The sequence below is a fragment of the Staphylococcus nepalensis genome (assembly GCF_014635045.1).
In the GTDB taxonomy this organism is placed as follows: Bacteria; Bacillota; Bacilli; order Staphylococcales; family Staphylococcaceae; genus Staphylococcus; species Staphylococcus nepalensis.
In genome coordinates this window covers 66,673-85,034 of the sequence record NZ_BMCF01000008.1, presented here as the reverse complement: position 1 = coordinate 85,034, position 18,362 = coordinate 66,673, and the positions used below count along the sequence as shown (strand labels likewise).

17 protein-coding genes and 1 pseudogene are annotated in these 18,362 nt (G+C 31.9%); 6 read left to right on the top strand and 12 right to left on the bottom strand.

What is annotated here, in order from left to right:
- Positions 1 to 5: 5 nt before the first annotated feature.
- Entirely contained in the window at positions 6 to 506 is a 501-nt protein-coding gene (locus IEU88_RS11365; protein ID WP_096810690.1) for a threonine/serine exporter family protein, read from the top strand.
- Positions 507 to 518: 12 nt separating this feature from the next.
- Positions 519 to 1,751 (top strand): peptidase T, encoded by a 1,233-nt coding sequence (gene pepT, locus IEU88_RS11360; RefSeq protein ID WP_103373377.1) that lies wholly within the window; start codon positions 519 to 521, stop codon positions 1,749 to 1,751.
- Positions 1,752 to 2,096: 345 nt separating this feature from the next.
- On the opposite strand, the gene IEU88_RS11355 is transcribed toward pepT, so the two are convergent.
- The 4 genes and pseudogenes from IEU88_RS11355 to IEU88_RS11340 form a co-directional block, all read right to left on the bottom strand.
- Positions 2,097 to 2,237 (bottom strand): hypothetical protein, encoded by a 141-nt coding sequence (locus IEU88_RS11355; protein ID WP_157772556.1) that lies wholly within the window; start codon positions 2,235 to 2,237, stop codon positions 2,097 to 2,099.
- Between the two features lie 619 nt (positions 2,238 to 2,856).
- Positions 2,857 to 3,981 carry a glycerate kinase gene (locus tag IEU88_RS11350; protein WP_096810692.1) on the bottom strand — a complete coding sequence of 375 codons (1,125 nt, stop codon included), beginning with the start codon at positions 3,979 to 3,981 and terminating at the stop codon, positions 2,857 to 2,859.
- Positions 3,982 to 4,598: 617 nt separating this feature from the next.
- Positions 4,599 to 4,909 (bottom strand): annotated as a pseudogene (gene ytxJ, locus IEU88_RS11345) (bacillithiol system redox-active protein YtxJ).
- Positions 4,910 to 5,059: 150 nt separating this feature from the next.
- Positions 5,060 to 5,950 carry an EMYY motif lipoprotein gene (locus tag IEU88_RS11340; RefSeq protein WP_103373376.1) on the bottom strand — a complete coding sequence of 297 codons (891 nt, stop codon included), beginning with the start codon at positions 5,948 to 5,950 and terminating at the stop codon, positions 5,060 to 5,062.
- A gap of 127 nt (positions 5,951 to 6,077) precedes the next feature.
- On the opposite strand from IEU88_RS11340, the gene IEU88_RS11335 reads away from it, so the two are divergent.
- From IEU88_RS11335 to IEU88_RS11325, 3 genes are all read left to right on the top strand, one after another.
- Entirely contained in the window at positions 6,078 to 6,467 is a 390-nt protein-coding gene (locus IEU88_RS11335; protein WP_170006914.1) for a GrpB family protein, read from the top strand.
- Positions 6,468 to 6,758: 291 nt separating this feature from the next.
- Complete coding sequence (murB, locus tag IEU88_RS11330; protein WP_103373375.1) at positions 6,759 to 7,679, top strand: UDP-N-acetylmuramate dehydrogenase; 921 nt, start codon at positions 6,759 to 6,761, stop codon at positions 7,677 to 7,679.
- A gap of 16 nt (positions 7,680 to 7,695) precedes the next feature.
- Entirely contained in the window at positions 7,696 to 8,010 is a 315-nt protein-coding gene (locus IEU88_RS11325; RefSeq protein ID WP_096811237.1) for a CHY zinc finger protein, read from the top strand.
- A 265-nt stretch (positions 8,011 to 8,275) separates the two neighbouring features.
- On the opposite strand, the gene IEU88_RS11320 is transcribed toward IEU88_RS11325, so the two are convergent.
- From IEU88_RS11320 to nrdI, 8 genes are all read right to left on the bottom strand, one after another.
- The gene (locus IEU88_RS11320) at positions 8,276 to 8,599 is read right to left on the bottom strand and encodes a PH domain-containing protein (RefSeq protein ID WP_096810696.1); all 324 of its coding nucleotides are present in this window, start codon (positions 8,597 to 8,599) and stop codon (positions 8,276 to 8,278) included.
- A 376-nt stretch (positions 8,600 to 8,975) separates the two neighbouring features.
- A complete protein-coding gene (locus IEU88_RS11315; RefSeq protein ID WP_103373374.1) occupies positions 8,976 to 10,025 on the bottom strand; it encodes a ferrated catecholamine ABC transporter substrate-binding lipoprotein SstD in 1,050 nt (349 codons plus the stop codon).
- Between the two features lie 108 nt (positions 10,026 to 10,133).
- Positions 10,134 to 10,934, bottom strand: a complete 801-nt coding sequence (locus IEU88_RS11310; RefSeq protein WP_096810698.1) for an iron ABC transporter ATP-binding protein — start codon at positions 10,932 to 10,934, stop codon at positions 10,134 to 10,136.
- A complete protein-coding gene (locus IEU88_RS11305; protein ID WP_103373373.1) occupies positions 10,931 to 11,890 on the bottom strand; it encodes an iron chelate uptake ABC transporter family permease subunit in 960 nt (319 codons plus the stop codon). Before IEU88_RS11305 ends, IEU88_RS11310 begins: the two co-directional genes overlap by 4 nt.
- Complete coding sequence (locus tag IEU88_RS11300; RefSeq protein WP_103373372.1) at positions 11,880 to 12,848, bottom strand: ABC transporter permease; 969 nt, start codon at positions 12,846 to 12,848, stop codon at positions 11,880 to 11,882. The genes IEU88_RS11305 and IEU88_RS11300 overlap by 11 nt, the downstream gene beginning before the upstream one ends.
- Before the next feature lie 237 nt (positions 12,849 to 13,085).
- Complete coding sequence (gene nrdF / locus IEU88_RS11295; RefSeq protein WP_096810701.1) at positions 13,086 to 14,054, bottom strand: class 1b ribonucleoside-diphosphate reductase subunit beta; 969 nt, start codon at positions 14,052 to 14,054, stop codon at positions 13,086 to 13,088.
- A gap of 237 nt (positions 14,055 to 14,291) precedes the next feature.
- Positions 14,292 to 16,397, bottom strand: coding sequence for a class 1b ribonucleoside-diphosphate reductase subunit alpha (gene nrdE, locus IEU88_RS11290; protein ID WP_103373371.1), 2,106 nt, complete (start codon positions 16,395 to 16,397; stop codon positions 14,292 to 14,294).
- Complete coding sequence (nrdI, locus tag IEU88_RS11285; RefSeq protein ID WP_096810703.1) at positions 16,360 to 16,758, bottom strand: class Ib ribonucleoside-diphosphate reductase assembly flavoprotein NrdI; 399 nt, start codon at positions 16,756 to 16,758, stop codon at positions 16,360 to 16,362. Before nrdI ends, nrdE begins: the two co-directional genes overlap by 38 nt.
- A gap of 704 nt (positions 16,759 to 17,462) precedes the next feature.
- Between nrdI and IEU88_RS11280 the strand changes: the two genes are divergently transcribed.
- Positions 17,463 to 18,350: a DMT family transporter gene (locus IEU88_RS11280; protein ID WP_096810704.1), complete on the top strand. Its 888-nt coding sequence runs from the start codon at positions 17,463 to 17,465 to the stop codon at positions 18,348 to 18,350.
- The last annotated feature ends 12 nt before the right edge of the window (positions 18,351 to 18,362 follow it).

Here is an 18,362-nt window from a genome sequence, read left to right as displayed (position 1 = left end):
CTTGTATGGTCATTGGCTACTATGTTTTACAATTTATAATTAGTTATCTAGCAACGATGCTATTTTCTGTTATTTTTAATGCACCCCGACGTCTCCTTTTAGCTTGTGGTTTCGTTGGCGCTATGGGGTGGATTATTTATAAAGTGACATTTGATTTAGAATTAGGTAAAGTAATGGCCTCATTTTTAGGTAGTTTTATTTTAGCTATTATGAGTCACACGATGAGTAGACGTTATAAACGGCCCGTCATTATTTTTATCGTGCCTGGGATTATTCCACTTGTTCCTGGTGGACTTGCATATGAAGCTACACGTTTCTTAGTGAGTAACCAATATACCCATGCTGTAAATACTTTTCTTGAGGTAACACTGATTTCAGGCGCCATTGCTTTTGGTATTTTATGCGCCGAGATTATATACTACATCTATACGCGTATTAAACAGCATTACGGTAAAATGCATGGTAAAATATATAAGAAGTCGTATAATATGAATAACAGAGCATAAGGGGTGTTTTTAATGAAAAACGATATTATAGATAGGCTTACAAGATATGTAAAAATTGATACACAATCTGATCCACAATCTAATTCAACACCTTCCACTCAAAAACAGTGGGATTTATTGAATTTATTAAATGATGAAATCACAGACTTAGGGTTAGAAACAGATATGGATGAAAATGGTTATTTATTTGCAACATTAGAAAGTAATGTTGACCAAGAACTTCCTACTGTAGGATTTTTAGCACATGTTGATACTTCTCCAGATTTCAACGCTACAAACGTTAATCCACAAATTATTGAAAGTTACGACGGGCAACCCATAAAACTTGGAGAAACAAATCGTACTTTAAGTCAGGATGTATTCCCTGCTATGAAAGAAGTAGAGGGACACACATTAATGGTTACTGATGGTACATCATTGTTAGGTGCAGATGATAAAGCTGGCGTAGTTGAAATTATGGAGGCTTTAAAATACTTAACGATGCATCCAGAAATCAAACATGGTCGAATTAGAGTAGCTTTTACACCTGATGAAGAGATTGGTAAAGGTCCACATGCCTTTGATGTCGAACGTTTCAATGCTGATTTTGCCTATACAATGGATGGCAGCCAATTTGGAGAATTACAATACGAAAGCTTCAATGCTGCAGAAGCGATTGTCACTTGTCATGGTGTCAACGTTCATCCAGGTTCTGCCAAAGATGCAATGGTTAACGCTGTGCTTTTAGGTCAACAATTCAATACTCTATTACCACAAAATGAAGTTCCTGAGCGTACCGAAGGCTATGAAGGTTTCTATCACTTAATGAAGTTTGATGGTGATGTTGAACAAGCAAAACTTTACTACATTATTCGTGACCATGATAGCGTTAAATTTGATTTACGTAAAAAACGTTTAGTGGAAATTCAAAATGATATCAACAGTCACTTTGAAGATGAACCAATTGAAATTGAAATGAACGATCAATATTACAATATGGGCGAAAAAATTAAGCCAAATCCACACGTCATAGATATTCCTAAACGTGTCTTTAGTAAATTAGGCATTCCAGCTAATACCGAGCCTATTCGTGGAGGTACAGACGGATCCCAATTATCATTTATGGGACTTCCAACACCAAATATCTTCACTGGCTGTGATAATTTCCATGGTCCTTTCGAATATGCTTCAATCGACGTCATGGAAAAAGCAGTTCGCGTTATTATTGGTATAGCACAAGAAGTCGTACAAACTTATGAGAAATAACGAGTGGGATAAAATCTATATTTCTATGGTATGATTTTATTGGTCCCTTTCAGTAAGAATGAATAGAAAAAAGAGTACAATTAAATAATTAAAGTTGTTAACTAGGCTGACTTCCTACCATTCGGTACGTAGTCAGCCATTTTTAATGAAATTAAATAAAAAGTGATGTTAACCAAATGTCAGTTTATGAATTCAATCTAAAACTGGTTGATTTATATGAAGTGTTTGATTTTGAAAGCGCCCCACCATTCTAATACTCTCATTGAGTAACTTTTTTACTTTATGACTAGAAAACACAGTTCGTGTATAAGCGTATAGCATAATTTTCAGCATGATTTTTGAATGTTAAACAGATGCCTCACGATGATGTTGCAATTTGTCGAATTCGTTTTCAAGTGTTGCTTCAATAATGTTATTTACATAGCGTGGTATATCTTTAGTAGAAGTTAAAATTGAAGTTTCCAGTGTTAATGTAAATTGAGTCATGTTATGACTATTATACGTACCGCGCTTCGCTAATTTAGTTTAGTGATGTTTATTAAATTATACAAAGTATCTTATTTTTGTAATAAAAAATCTGTGATAATGATATGTAGTTTAAAAAATCGTTTCGGTTGTGAAGCACCTGCAGGAAGGCCGTGTCCTAAAGGAGCAAAATAATATGAAGGGACATAAAACAAGCCCCAAAAATTCCTTGTGTTAGAAATATTTTGGGGCTGAATGATGAGATTGATGTCTCAACTTCTAGCATATCTATACTACATTATTTATTAAACACGCTATAAAAGCGTGGCGCGCAGTTGTACAAAATAAATAAGGTGTTATAGATTATAACTTTATCATCGTGTGTAACTTATGATTTTTCAAAATTTGAATGTTATAACGCTTCTACTAAATAATATTTAAGCCAAAACTAATTTAAAAAATAATCCTTTTCTGACCATATGAACCCTTTTTCAATAGGTTTGAAAGCAACTTGACGAGTAATCCTAATAGTTCTTCTAACCATTCAAAAAATTGGTTGACTTATCATTTTAAATTTTTAATCATACTTGTTCGTCTCACTCATCTATATGGCTATTATCAGTGATAGCCTCTTAAGCTATTATTGGTTTACATCAAATTGCGTTTTTAATAGCTTAATCGCTTGAATCGTATAATGTCTAATTTGAATACCCATTTTAAAATCTGTAAATGTTTCTGGCATTTCAATAAACGTGTTAAACATTGCTGTCACGCCCATTGATTCAAATAAATCGAATTTATCATCTGTTGCACAAATTGCTATTGAAGGTTTTTCATGTTTCGTAGCCAGTTCTGCTAAACGCACTGTTGTCGTTTCTAAAATTTGATCAGCTTCATTCACACCTTCACCAAATATAATTAAATCCGCTTGTTGTATTAAAGTGTCCAAATGCGTTATTTGGTCTACTAATTCATGACTTGTCATAATTTCAGCACCATATAGTCCATTGAATACTGCAGCGATACCGCCGCCAGCTCCACCTCTTTGAACGGGACCTAACGCGATTTTCAGCTCTGCTTTAAATATCTCGCTTAAATACCAAACTAAATTATCAATTTCAGCAGCTTCTTGATGTGTAACATGATATGTTTCATACGTTTGCATAATTTCACTGTTTTTACCATATAATTTACTATCAAAATCTGACATTAGTTGAATGCGCATATCTTTCAACTTAGGGTTGATTTGAGACATATCAACACGACGAATATATTTTAAAACTTGACTACCTTGCGTAACATCAACCACTTCAGCTTCATCATCAAAGAACCTAACACCTAGTGCTTGTAGCATACCAGCTCCACCATCAAAGCTACCAATACCTCCAAGAGAAATGATTAAATGCTCAGCGCCGTTATCAATAGCATCTTCGATTACTTCACCCAGACCAAAACTTGTTCGTTCTTTTATAGGTTTTTGTCCTTTTAAAAACAAATTGCCTTCAATAATCGTCATTCCATTATCTGTAATGCCATAGACAGCTTCTACTTCATTCATATCTGCATCATGTGCAGCCACTCTATATTTCGTCCCAGATTGCCATAAAAAAACTGAATCCATAAGCTCATGTCGACCATTAAATAAAGGTACTTGTACAATGTCAGCTTTCTCTATTTGACTAGCTACTGCTTCCTCCACATAACGATTAGCTTGATAGCTAGATATAATACCATTAAATTCATCCATTGCCACTAATACTTTCATTTTGTCACCTCTAATATTAATATACATCGTTAACTGTATTTTATTTTAATATAATGTATTTAGACTTTATGTAGTATAATTAACTAAATCTTACTTTTATCATTATATTGTTGAATTTCAAATACTTGGTACATTTTAATCCAATTTTTATTATTTTACGCTTCAAAGTTAGATAGATTTTCAATCAGGCTAGACTATAGTCTTTTTTTGAAAACACTCTCTTTCATCCATGTGCATTTTTTATAAAAAATACGCACCTCATTATTCTAATCGTAGGGATTCGAGATAACATCTAAACCACACCATATCAGTAGTTGATATGATGAAAATTACTCAAAACATGCAATTGATTTTATCAAACTATTCTCCACACAACTTATAAACCATCACGATTTCTAGTATGGTTTTAGGCATAGCGAGTGTATATGATATATTACATGTTTATTTAGTAAAATAATCATATATAAAATTGAACGCACTGTTCCTAAACTTTTTTACTAATTCAACTACTTATTATACATGTCCTAAGACTTTTTTTCACATTATAAGAAACGCTTGTTAAACTTCTCAATGTTAATTAGAGTCCAACAAGCGTTTCATTTTAACGTATTTATTTTTTATTCTTCAGCATCTGCTAAAGATTTGACATTAATATGATCGTGATCAGCATTCCAAATCGCTTGTCCCTTCACAAAATAAAATGCTTGTGGCGATTCATGCTTCACTTTTGTTTTTTCTTCAATGTAATCTGATAAATCTCTTTCTTGTTGTACAATTAAATAATAGCCATCCATATCTCTTTCATATAAAAATTTGTTGAATTGATCCATCGCGTTTGCTGAAATCGGGCATGTTTCAACACAAACACATAATTATTTTCTTTTAAAACTTGCTCAAACTGGTCAATCGAACTCAGCTTTATAGCCATTCTATTCACCTCTAAAAATATTTAACACACCATATCGTTTCTAAAAGTGTGAAATTCCAACGATATTCACATATCATTGTTTTCAATTATACACAAATACCTTTTTATTGTTAACAGTTTATTCTAAATCTTATGACTTAACTAGATCATTTATTTTTGATATTTATCTTTTATATCGGCATATTTCTCATTAAACTTCTTATCATATGGCTCCAAATCTTTGCTTTCTTGAGGTAATTTATTGATGTCGATTTTAGCCAATGATTCACCAATTTCAATTGTCTCTTCTCTAGTTTCATAATAATTTTGTAGACTATAGTACATTTCAATCGTATTTTTACGTGCATCGTTGACATAGCCATCTGTAATCTCTGCCTTGTTTAAATCTTTAATTTGTTTATTTATGAGCGGCATAATTTGTGTCTCTATTGTTTTCTTTTCTGCTTTAGCATCCATCATATTGGATTGTTTTTCTGCAGTAAGTTTCAAATCTCTATTATTCTGTTCTAATTTATGTTTAAAATCTTTTACATTTTCACCAGCATTATTAGCTTTTTCCATATTATCTTCTACTTGTGATCTGTTTTTCTCAAAGAGTTTTGTATAATCTAATATATCTTCATTCGCTTTAACTGATTGATTATATAAATCTACAAAGTTTTTAACTTCATTAATTGCGTCTTTTTTCTTTTTAACCGCTTCTAAGTATTCAGCTTTTAATTCTTTAGTTTCTTCTGATTCTGCTGGTAACTTTTTAGCAGCTTTATCATAAGCCTCAAGTTTAGGCATTAACTTGCTATTTAACTTGTTTTGTAATTGATTGAATTCTTTTTTGTTTTTATCCGTCATATCTGTTTTACTTAAATCATCGATATAGCTCAAATCAATTGAATCCATTGTTTTATTGAACGCTTTTTCTTTGTTATTCACATCGCTTAGCGTGCTATCAAAATCTTTAAATTCATTTGCACCTTCGCGTCCGCAAGCTACAAGTACTACAGAAACACACACTAATAAAATAAAGCATATTATTTTTTTCATTTCTGCACTCCTTATCATTTTGTATTATACAGAAACTTATTTGACTTGAAAATAATATATGATATATTATTTCAGAATTTACAGTTTAACAATTAAATATTCATATTTAAAGGAGTGTTTTAATTCAATGCATTCTGACGTTCAACCTTTTATCAAAGACGATGTTCAGCAAAATTTTATAAAACAATATGAGGCGCTAAGCCATAAGTTATTTAATCTGTTAGATACGCCAATCCGATCAACGCATCACATAGGTGAGACGAGCCATTTCAATTATCCAACAGAGCCTATTTTAGATATTTTAGCCGGTGTCAATCATTTACATGACATTACTTCTTTAGGTGAAAAACGCTTGATTTATGAAGGGTTTTATAGGCTACATCATCCATATAATAAAAAAGTAATCATGGCTAAATTTAATAATTTAATTGACTTAAAACAAACCGTACGGTTACATATTATTCAAAAACACTCAAATCTTTATGATGATTATTTAAAAACAAATGATTTTCTATAAGCCAACCCATCTTTAGCAACACATTTTGGTGAACAAAAATATTCTTTAGCCAATGATGTATTACAAATACGTATTTATAAAAATCAAAACAAGCGCTTTTTAACCAATTGTTACGGCAGCTAAACAATGAATGACCTAGAAACCAAAAATAATTATTTATAACTTAAATCGTAAGTCACCTTATTAACTTTCAAAATAAATATTTCAAATTATCCTTTATACTATTTAACAAATATGGTAAATCATTGGTATAATATATAAATGAATTCAACAGGAAAGGATGTTCTATAATTGCATAAAGATGACATCTTAAAAGAATTAGAATCGATTGTCCCAAAAGAAATTATAAAAGTAGATGAACCTCTAAAACGTTATACATACACAGAAACAGGAGGACAAGCTGACTATTATTTATCTCCAACTCAAAATGAACATGTTCAAGCCATAGTTCACTTTGCATACACAAATGATATTCCTATTACTTATTTAGGCAATGGATCAAATATCATTATACGTGAAGGTGGCATCAGAGGTATTGTAATTAGTTTGCTTCAGCTAGATTATATCGATGTATCTGACGATGCGATTATCTCAGGTAGTGGCGCTGCGATTATTGACGTATCCCGTACTGCACGCGATTATGCGCTCACTGGTTTAGAGTTTGCATGTGGTATTCCAGGCTCTATAGGCGGCGCTGTATTTATGAACGCAGGCGCATATGGCGGCGAAGTCAAGGATTGTATTGATTATGCACTATGTGTTAATAACAAAGGTGATTTAATTACACTTACCAATAAGGAACTTGAATTAGATTACCGAAATAGTATCGTTCAGAAAGCGCACTTAGTGGTATTAGAAGCTGCATTTACGTTAGCGCCTGGCGTTAAAAAAGAGATTCAAGCAAAAATGGACGATTTAACGGAAAGAAGAGAATCTAAACAACCTTTAGAATACCCATCTTGTGGCAGTGTCTTCCAACGACCACCAGGTCACTTTGCTGGGAAATTGATACAAGATTCAAATTTACAAGGCTATCGTATAGGTGGCGTTGAAGTATCAAAGAAACATGCTGGCTTTATGGTAAATGTGGGTAAGGGCACAGCAACTGACTATGAAGATTTAATTCACTACGTGCAAAAGACAGTTAAAGAAAAATTTGATGTTGAACTTCACCCTGAAGTAAGAATTATTGGTGAACATCCAACAGATTGATAGGAGCAGGTCAATGATACCCAAAATTTACGGTGCGACTATAGATAATGAAACTCGTTGTACACACTATCACACGCCTTTAGATATTATTGCTATCAAATTCAAGTGCTGTGATAAGTATTATCCATGCTACAAATGTCATAATGAAGATGTATCTCACGCGATAAAAAGATGGTCTGCTGATGAATTTGATACGAAGGCTATTTTATGTGGTGTATGCAAATACGAGATGACAATCAATGAATATATGCTTATTGAAGCGTGCCCAAACTGTGATGCGCATTTCAATAATCGATGTAAATACCATTACAGTACTTATTTTGAAATATAAATAATGACAAAATAAAAAATCTGGAACACAAATGAATGCCCCAGGTGTGCCCATGCTATCGTCAGATACAATTAGTAATTTGTATACAATCAAGCGCTTGGGCTTTTGTATTCTGTTACTCGTTACCTTTTAATAATAGCGCAACAAGACCCAATTTAAAAATTAGGTTTCTGTCTGCGCTTTTTTATTTATTTTAAACTTTAAACATTTGGCTTTAAATGTTGCATAAACGATTTAATTTGCCTCAGATATTCTAGTCAAATATCTATTCTATTTTATCATTAACATATTGTACGAACGCCTCAGCATCGCCCTTTTGTATCGCTTTCATTGGCATAAGACCGATGTTAAATGTGAAATGAATTTGGCCATCTTCATATGTAATATTTTCTACTTCATCATATCCAATATTTCTATAATAAAATTCTCCATTCATATCCACATTTAGAATAATTCGCTCATTGGTAGCTATAAATGCCCCTTCAAATTCAGAAGTACCTTGTACTGAGTATTCAATTGTACCTAACACGCTTGGCCCTTTCTTCTCTGTTGGAAACAAATCATTTGGGTTTACATTATCTAAAATCATTGACATCCTACCTTTCTCGTATTTTAATTCATTATACAAGTTTTCACATTATTTTATTATCGAACTGCTCAACTAGAAAGTTAGTAAAGCTATCAAATTTTCCAATAAGTATTTATGCTCTTAATTATTGAGAACGAATAATGAAACATTTAATATAAATGCTTTTTCTGACTTGGTTAACGCATACGCATATTATATGCAACTTAGAAGCTAATTTTGAGCCCATTTTGAATTTTTATAAACATATGCCAGCTATAACTTCATCCTCCCCCCTTGTTAATGCGTAAAAAAGCAGCAGTGAAAAATCATATTTATCGATTCTTCACTGCTGCTTTTAAAAAGTCATACTTTAGACAGTCCCCACTTAATGTCTATTTTATTTTTTATCTAATGCTTTTTCTACTTCGTCAATTTGTTTGATTGCTGTAGTCGTTGAACCACTTGCAAAGTACCAAAGTTTTGGATCTAATTCATAAACTTTGTCATTTTTAATTGCATCAACGTTTTGAATAACATCGTTACTTAACGCTTGTTTAGCAGTTGACTTACCACCAATGGCTTGTCCACGGTCCATAGCAAAGATAATATTTGGATTTTTCTCTGAAATATATTCGTTTGTCACGTTTTGCCCATGTTTACTATTTTTGATATTGTCATCAGCTGCTGTGAAGCCCATTGTATCAAAAATCATTGCACCAAAACGTTCACCAGATCCGAATGTAGATAGTTCACCTTCATTAACTAATAAGAACATTGCTTTTTCGTCTTTTAAGTCTTTAGTTTTATCTTTGATGCTTGAAATTTTGTCATCTAATTTTTTATTTATAGATTTAACTTTATCTTCTTTTTGATAAATTTCACCTAATTTTTCAGCATTGTCTTTTAATGATTTCACTTCATCTTTATCGTCAGCGCCCATGTATACTACTTTTGCATCAGGAGCTGCTTTTTTAAATTCATCAAGATTTTTTTGATTTGCTGTACGTCCAGATATGAAGATAACTTCTGGTTTAGCTTCTGCAACTTTATCAAAATTAACTTCTTTCAGGCTACCAGTGTTTAAGTATTTTTCGTCTTTAAAATCACTTAAGAAATCAGGTAGTGATTTATTTCCTTCACCTTTAGGAACTGCTTTAACTTTATCTTCGACACCCAATTCTTTTAATGTATCTAATGTACCATAGTCAAATACAACTGCATTTTTAGGGTTTGTAGGTACTTCAACTGTTTCTTTAACTTCTTTAGCGTCACTACCGTCACGCTTTTCCCCACTCGCTTGATATTTATTTTCAATTTTTACAGTTTTATTTGAATCTTCATTATCTGATTTAGTATCTGATGATTTTTTATCATCTGATCCACCATTACTACATGCTACTAATAAAAACATTAATCCTACTACTAACAATAAAGCAAATTTTTTCATGTGCTTACTCCTCCTGAAATCCTAATGGTTTGTCCCTTTTATACACCTAAAAAGTTAAACAACGTTACAGGTGCATCACTCCTTTCAATGAATATATCTATTTGTACATCATACAGATTCTACTAACGATAATTCTTGGTCTGTTGTTAATTCATCGAAATAAATACAAATACGTTGGCCTCGAATTTGTTCGATTTGGACTTCCATTTCATATAATTCTCTCAATGTGTCGCATTGAATCACATCATCCTTAGTACTCGCTTTAATGACTTCGCCATCTTTGAGCGCAATGATATCGTCTGAATAACATGAGGCAAAGTTAATGTCATGTATTACTACAACAATAGTTTTATTCAGTGACTTCGCAAGTTGACGTAGCGTCTGCATAATTTGAACTGAATGTTTCATATCTAAATTGTTTAGCGGTTCGTCTAACAATATATAATCAGTATCTTGGGCTATGGTCATCGCAACATATGCACGTTGGCGTTGGCCTCCAGAAAGTGTTTTTAAATAGCGATGTCTGATTTCTTTAAGCTGTAACAATTCTAACGCGTATTCAACTTGTTCTTTATCCTCTTGTTTTAAATGTCCTTTTGAGTATGGAAAACGCCCAAAATTAACTAATTGTTCGACCGTAATATTCAATTCTGTATGGTTAGATTGTTTTAAAATAGATAGTTTTTTAGCTAATTCATTACTTTTATAATCTGAAATAGATTTATTCTCTATTTCTATACCACCATCTTCAAAATCTATAAGTCGCGTAATAGCTGAGAGCAGTGTACTCTTACCAGCCCCATTAGGCCCAATTATAGAGGTCAATCGACCTTTATTTATATCAACATTTATCTCTTTTAAAATCGCTTTATCTTGAATCGTTTTATTAAGACCTTGTACACTAATCAATTTGCATGTCTCCTTTTTATCAATAAATAGATAAAGTAAGAACCACCTACTAAATCAATAATAATACTTACTTGCGTTGTTGCTTCGAATAAATTTTCTACGACACCTTGTGCAATAAATAAACTTAACCAACTAATACAAATTGTTGCAGGCAGTATATATTTATGTTCATACGTTTTCATCAATTCATGTGCTAAGTTTACTGTTAATAAACCTAAAAATGTAATTGGCCCTACAAGCGCAGTAGAAATTGATACTAATATTGCCACAAGAATGAGCAATAGCCGTGTTAACCGCTTATAAGAAATGCCCAAATTAATAGCCTGGTCTTTACCTAATAAAAGCACATCTAGGTAAGGTATGGCTATCACTGTAACGAACACCAATATAATTAATATGATGCCGCATAATGTTACTAATTTACTATTAGAAGCATCAAAGTTTGCAAACATAGCACTTTGGACTGCTAGAAAATCTTCTGGGTTAATGATAAGCTCTAAAAATCCAGTAATGCTTCTAAAGAAAGTACCTAGAATGACACCGACTAGCAAAATAAAATAAACTGATACGTTTCCTATTCTAAAAATGCCTTGGAATAATAATAATGAAAAAGCAACCATAACAATTAATGTAATCGCAAAGCTCAAATACAAGTTAGTTACTAAAGCTGATTGAACACCAAATACAAAAACAATTAGAACTTTAACAAACATATATACTGCATCCAGCCCCATAATTGAAGGCGTTAACAGTCGGTTATTGGTAATTGCTTGAAAGATAACTACTGATGCAGCTATTGCCCCTCCAACTAACACCATAAGAATAAGTTTTCTTAATCGACTAGAAAATTGATATTGGAAAATATCAAAATCAATACCTATAACAAGATAGAGTCCAGCTGCTAACAGCGTTATTGCTATTAAAATAAATAATTTTGTCTTAGCGCTAATTTGCATAATCATGTCGTCCTTTCATCAGCAAAATCAAGAAAATAATAGTGCCAAATACACCTATCGTTAATCCGATGTTAATTTCGTACGGATATACTATAATTCTGCCGATTATATCTGAAAACATAACAAAAACAGCGCCTAACATGGCCGTATGAGGCAATGCGTTTTTCAAGTGGTCTCCTCTAAAAATTGACACAATATTCGGAACTATTAATCCTAAGAAAGGTAAAGTTCCAACAGTAACAACTACTAACGCAGTAATCGTTGCTGTGATAAATAAACCAATATTAGTTATTTTTTCATAATTAACCCCTAAATTATTGCTAAAATCTTTCCCCATGCCAGCAATTGTAAAATGATTGGCAAATATGTATGTAAGAATTAGTAATGGGATGCTTAAGTATAATATTTCATATCTTCCACTGGTGATGATTGCAAAATTGCCATTTAACCAGTTTCCAATACTTTGAACTGTATTGGTTTTTAACGCTGTAAATGTTGAAAAACTAGACACAATACCACCGAGCATAATACCTAATAACGGAATAAAAATAACATCTGTAAAACGTATATATTGAACTAATTTCACAAATATAAATGTTCCACCAATACTTAAGATCACAGCGAATATTAATTTAATGATAATATTTTCTTGTGGAAAAAAAATCATTGATATCAATATGCCTAACTTAGCCCATTCGGTCGTTCCTGCAGTCGTAGGACTTACAAATTTATTTTGCATCATCTGTTGCATAATGAGACCCGAAAGTGCCAAAGTGCTTCCTGAAATTAATATACTAACTGTTCTAGGTATTCTACTAGATACAATGATATTAATTTGCTCTTGGGATAAATGAAAAATATCAGTAATCGACACCTTACTTACACCGATAAATAAAGAAAGGATAGTTAAGATGAATAAAATAATAGATAAGACCACACCATTTAATAAAAATTTCATAGTGAGTATATAATCCTTTCATAAACTTTTATATTTCATTGGCGATGATAATCATTATCAACGTTTATAATTAAATTTTATCATCTTTATATGTAAATTCAATAGCTACTACTGAGTTTGTACAAATAATTAGCTTAATAAATGAATAATCTGCAATAAAAACCCATCCAATCTATTAATAGCCAATAGAAAGGATGGGTTTTTTAATTATTATAATTATATTTATGTGACTTTCACTTAATCTTCAAATATGAAATCTTCGTCTTGTAGTGCTTCAACATTTAGCGCTAAAGTATATCCATCGCCTTTAACAGAGAAGAAATCATGGTTTTTTGTGGATGTATCTAAAGCATTTTCGATAATTGGGTTAAATTCTTTTTCTTCAAAATACGGATCAAATCCAAGGTTAGATAGTGCTTTATTACCATTATATCTCACATAATTCAGCACATCTTCAGTTAAACCAATATCATCATATAACGACTGAGTATAAGAAACTTCGTTTTTATATAATTCATCTAGTAGTTTGTACATTTCTTGATCAGCTTGTTGTTTTTCACTTTCAGATAATTCATTACGTAAACTTTGTGCATCCATACCAGTAAACACACCATGAATAGATTCATCTAATAAAATTTTACGAATGATTTCTCCTGACGTCGTCATTTTTCCTTGTCCAGCTAAATATAATGGATAATAGAAACCAGAATAGAATAAAAATGTTTCTAGAAAAACACTTGATACACGAGCGATGTATTGATCATAAATTGAGGCTTCTTTGCCCCAAAGTTTATGATAGTTATTTACAATTTTATCTGATTTAAATTTCAAGTGTGGTTCTTCTAACACCCATTTATCTAATAAATAATTAGTTTCGCTAGATGGTAATAATGTAGTAAAAATATGAGAATAACTTTTAGCATGAATTTGTTCCATCATTGCCATAAAAGAATACACAGCCTTTTTACGTAAATCTGTTGTATGTAACATGATTAAAGGCATACCATCATCTGCTTGATGTGTGTCTAAACCAGTTAAACCAGCTAATGCTTTTTTGAATGCATTTTTTTCTTCATCAGATAATGTCTTCCAACTTGCAATATCCTTTGATACTTTAAACTCAGTTTCTACCCACATTTGTGAAATATTTTGTCGCCAAAACATATTTGTCATATCTTCTTGAGTATTCCAATTGACTGCTTTCATTTAGATAATTCCCCTATCTAGTAAATATTTAATTAATAAGTGACTTACAGAAAACGGGGCAGAAATCTAAATTTAAATCTAGATTTCCTCCCCTTTGCAAAAAGAATAAATTTCGAAAAACTCGGTATATATTACTTTGAAATTCATTCTCTTAATACACTTTAACTTTACCTACTTAAAGCATATGCTATTTCCATTCTTATCAACGCTCGTTATCATTAATACAAAAGTTACATTTTATATTGAACAGCTCGTACATTCTTCAACACTTAATAATTTATTTCTAGTGTAATATAAAGATTTCAATCCTTTATGATGCGCATAAACGTATAATCTAGATAATTCACGTGTAGATATTTCTGAATTAACATAAAGAATTGTAGAAATGCCTTGATCCACATGTGTTTGAATCGTTGCAATTAAATCAATTAGCTTCATTTGATCAGTGTTAAATGCTGATTTATAGTACCACATTGTTTCTGGTGATAGGAATGGCATCGGATAAAATGTTTCCGCATTGCCATAAGTACGACGTTCAATTTGGTCTACAATAGGCATAACAGAGCTTGTAGCATTTTGCACATATGAAATACTTTGAGTCGGTGCAATCGCTAAACGATAAGCATGGAATAAACCGTGAGTTTCAACTTCTTTTTGCAATGCTTTCCAATCTTCAGGCGTTGGGATTTCTAAACCATCAAATAATTTACGTACTTTTTCGTATTTCGGTTCAAATGATTGCGAAGTATAAAATTCGAAATATTTTCCATTTGCATAATCTGACTTATCAAAGTCTTTAAACGTTTCCTGTCTTTCTTTTGCTATTTGCATTGATCTTTCAAGTGAATAGTAATTCATCATCATAAAGAATATATTAGCAAAATCTTTAGCTTCTTCCGACTCATAGCCAATTTTGTTTTTAGCAAGATAGCCATGTAAGTTCATAACACCTAAGCCGACTGAATGAAGCTCACTATTGGCTTTTCTAACGCCCGGCGCATTTTGTATATCAGCTTCGTCACTCACTACAGTCAACGCGTCCATGCCTGTATGCACTGAGTCTTTAAACTTCCCTGATTCCATAACGTTAACAATATTTAAAGAACCTAAGTTACATGAAATATCACGTTTAATTTCATCTTCCATACCATAGTCATTAATGATAGAAGTTTCTTGTAATTGGAAAATTTCAGTACATAAGTTGCTCATTTTAATTTGACCAATATTAGAGTTTGGGTGCACTTTATTAGCATTGTCTTTAAACATTAAATATGGATACCCAGATTGTAGTTGTGTTTGAGCAATCATATTTAACATTTCACGAGCATCTTTTTTCTTTTTATCAACATTTGGATTAGCAACTAAATCATCATAATATTCATCTAAATTAATATCATCTAGTGTAACACCGTACTCATTGTAAACTGTATGCGGCGCGAACATATGAAAATCTTTACCTTCTTTAGCTAAGTCAAAGAATTTTGAAGGTACGATTAATCCAGTAGAAATCGTTGATAAACGTAAGTCTTCATCTGCGTTCACTTTTTTAGTATCTAAAAATTCTTCAACATCGTAGTGGAAGATATTTAAATATACAGCACCCGCACCGGGACGTTGGCCTAATTGATCTGCATAACTAAAGCCGCCTTCAAGAGATTTTGCAACTGGTAAGACACCTTTGGCTACGCCTTTAATGCCTTTAATCGCTTCACCTCTTGCACGTAATTTAGATAAGTTAATCGCAACGCCGCCACCAATTTTACTCAATTGTTTAGCTGTGGAATCGATAAAGTTAATTGAATTTAAACTATCATCTACTTCCAATAAGAAACATGATACGAGTTCACCACGACGCGCACGACCAGCATTTAAAAATGTAGGTGTTGCTGGTTGATAACGTTGTTCAATCATAGCTGAAATAAGTTGTCTAGCTGTAGGTTTATGTCCATTTGCTAAATAAAGCGCGACAATGACAACATGTTGCTTGTAATCTTCTAAGAATTGAGATTTGTCATTTGTTCTTAATGCATAATCTTTAAAGAATTTACTAGCTGACATATAGCTTGCAAAACGAAACGGGATACTTTTAGCATAATCTGTAATTTCCACCAAATCTGCTTCAGCGTATTTTTCGAAAACATCAAAATAAAAGTCATTATCTACAAGATAACGAAGGCGTTCAATTTCACTATCAAAATAAATTGTTTTATCTTGAATTTCTTCTAAATAAACTGCTAACGCTTCTTGATCTTTTTCTAAATTAAAGAAACCATTCTCTTTACGCTTTGTAACCTCATTATTTAATTCAATATGATTGTATTTCTTCTCGTCCATAATCTTCATTGAAATTACCCACCTTCTCTTTAAATTCATTTACATCATTTGCTGTACCTTGTACTTCAAACTTCAATAGCAATGGAACTTGATAGCGTTCCGAAATAGATCGTCCAGCTTTCGCGAAATTTTGTCCCCAGTTACGATTTCCGCTTGCTGCAACAGCTTTTAATAAATCTTCATTTACATCTAAAAATGATTGAACTGGTTGGGGCACTTCACCAAATCCTATTGTTCCAGTGACCAAAACGAATGGCTCCTCTATTCTCTCAGAACAATTATTCTGCGTGAGTTCCATAACGTCAGTTAGTTCAGTTCGTTTAATAAATCTACGCACGTTGCCGGAAAATGAAAAATATACCACTTTCATTGGATCACCTTCTTTCTAAATAGACATATGTAAAATGGAAAATCGAAAGGCTTTCGAGGTATAATATTAATATGTTTTAAATGATTGAAGTAACCACTATATATAGTAACTTTTAATTCTATTAAGTAGGTATGTAAAAACTCAACATTTAAGTATTAATGCCTTATTTGTCATTATTCAAAGCCTAAAACTGTGTGATTTTACTTTAAATTTGATTTATTATAAATAAATTGACTGTCTATTGAAACACAATATATAGTGTTTCGTCTCTAACAGTAATACTATATTATGTGTTTCATTATACATAACTCATCGACTGATTAAAAGCCTTTAATTTATGACAAAATGATGAAAAGAGAATGAAAATGGCACCAATTCAACCTTAAAATCATTTTTTCATTGTTCAAAAATTTTTTTATCATTTTTAGAGTCACAATGCTTGCTTTTTTCAATTCTTCTGTAGCCCTTGATGTACGCACGTTGATCCATTCAATGTGGTATATTGCGTTTTATATATTTTATTTTTTAATTGATGATACTTTTAAATAGCTTCGAGCTTTTTTCTCATTTCAACCTCAACAAAAAGAACGTTTGTTCGTATTAGTAGCGTATTATATTTTTTCTCTCGTTTCAAGCATATATACATAATCTAATTAACTATGCTAATATAGATACGTTAAATTATTAAAATTGAGGCGATATATGTGAATCCAAAAATGAAAGGTATTATTGCTATTCTAATTTCTGCAATTGGCTTTAGCTTTATGTCTGTTTTTTTTAGATTAGCTGGAGATCTCCCTGTCTTTCAGAAGTCATTGGCTAGAAATTTAGTTGCAATGTTTATACCTTTATATTTTATTTTTAAATACAAACAACCGCTTTTTGGTAAATTAAGTAGCCAACCATTATTAATTTCTCGTTCTGCACTAGGATTAATTGGCGTACTATTAAATATATATGCAATTGACCATATGATTTTAAGTGATGCAGATACTTTAATGAAATTAAATCCTTTTTGGACTATTCTACTTAGTTTAATTTTCTTAAATGAAAAAGTTCGAAACTATCAATTTATTGCAATGATTGTAGCCATTTTTGGTATGTTATTCGTTGTAAAACCAGAATTTTCTTCATCAATGATACCAGCTATTGGTGGGTTATTCTCAGGTATTTTTGCTGCAAGTGCTTATACGTGTGTTCGCGCATTAAGTAATAGAGAAGCACCTTATACAATTGTATTTTACTTTTCATTCTTTTCTATTATAGTGCTCATTCCATTTACAATGTTCACATTCGAACCAATGTCTACTATGCAAGTCATTTATTTGATAGGCGCTGGACTAGCGGCGGCAGCTGGCCAAATTGGTATTACCTTAGCATATAGTTTCGCGCCAGCTAAAGATATTTCAATATTTACGTATGCGTCTATTATCTTCACAGCATTATTTGGCTTTATTTTATTCGGAGAATCTCCAGATTTCTATGCCATTCTAGGTTACGCTATTATCATAGGTGCAAGTTATTACATGTTTGAAAAAGCAAGACGTCAACCATTAACAATTCAAAAAAAAGAACAAAAATCTAAATATTAAAGGAGCGCGTAT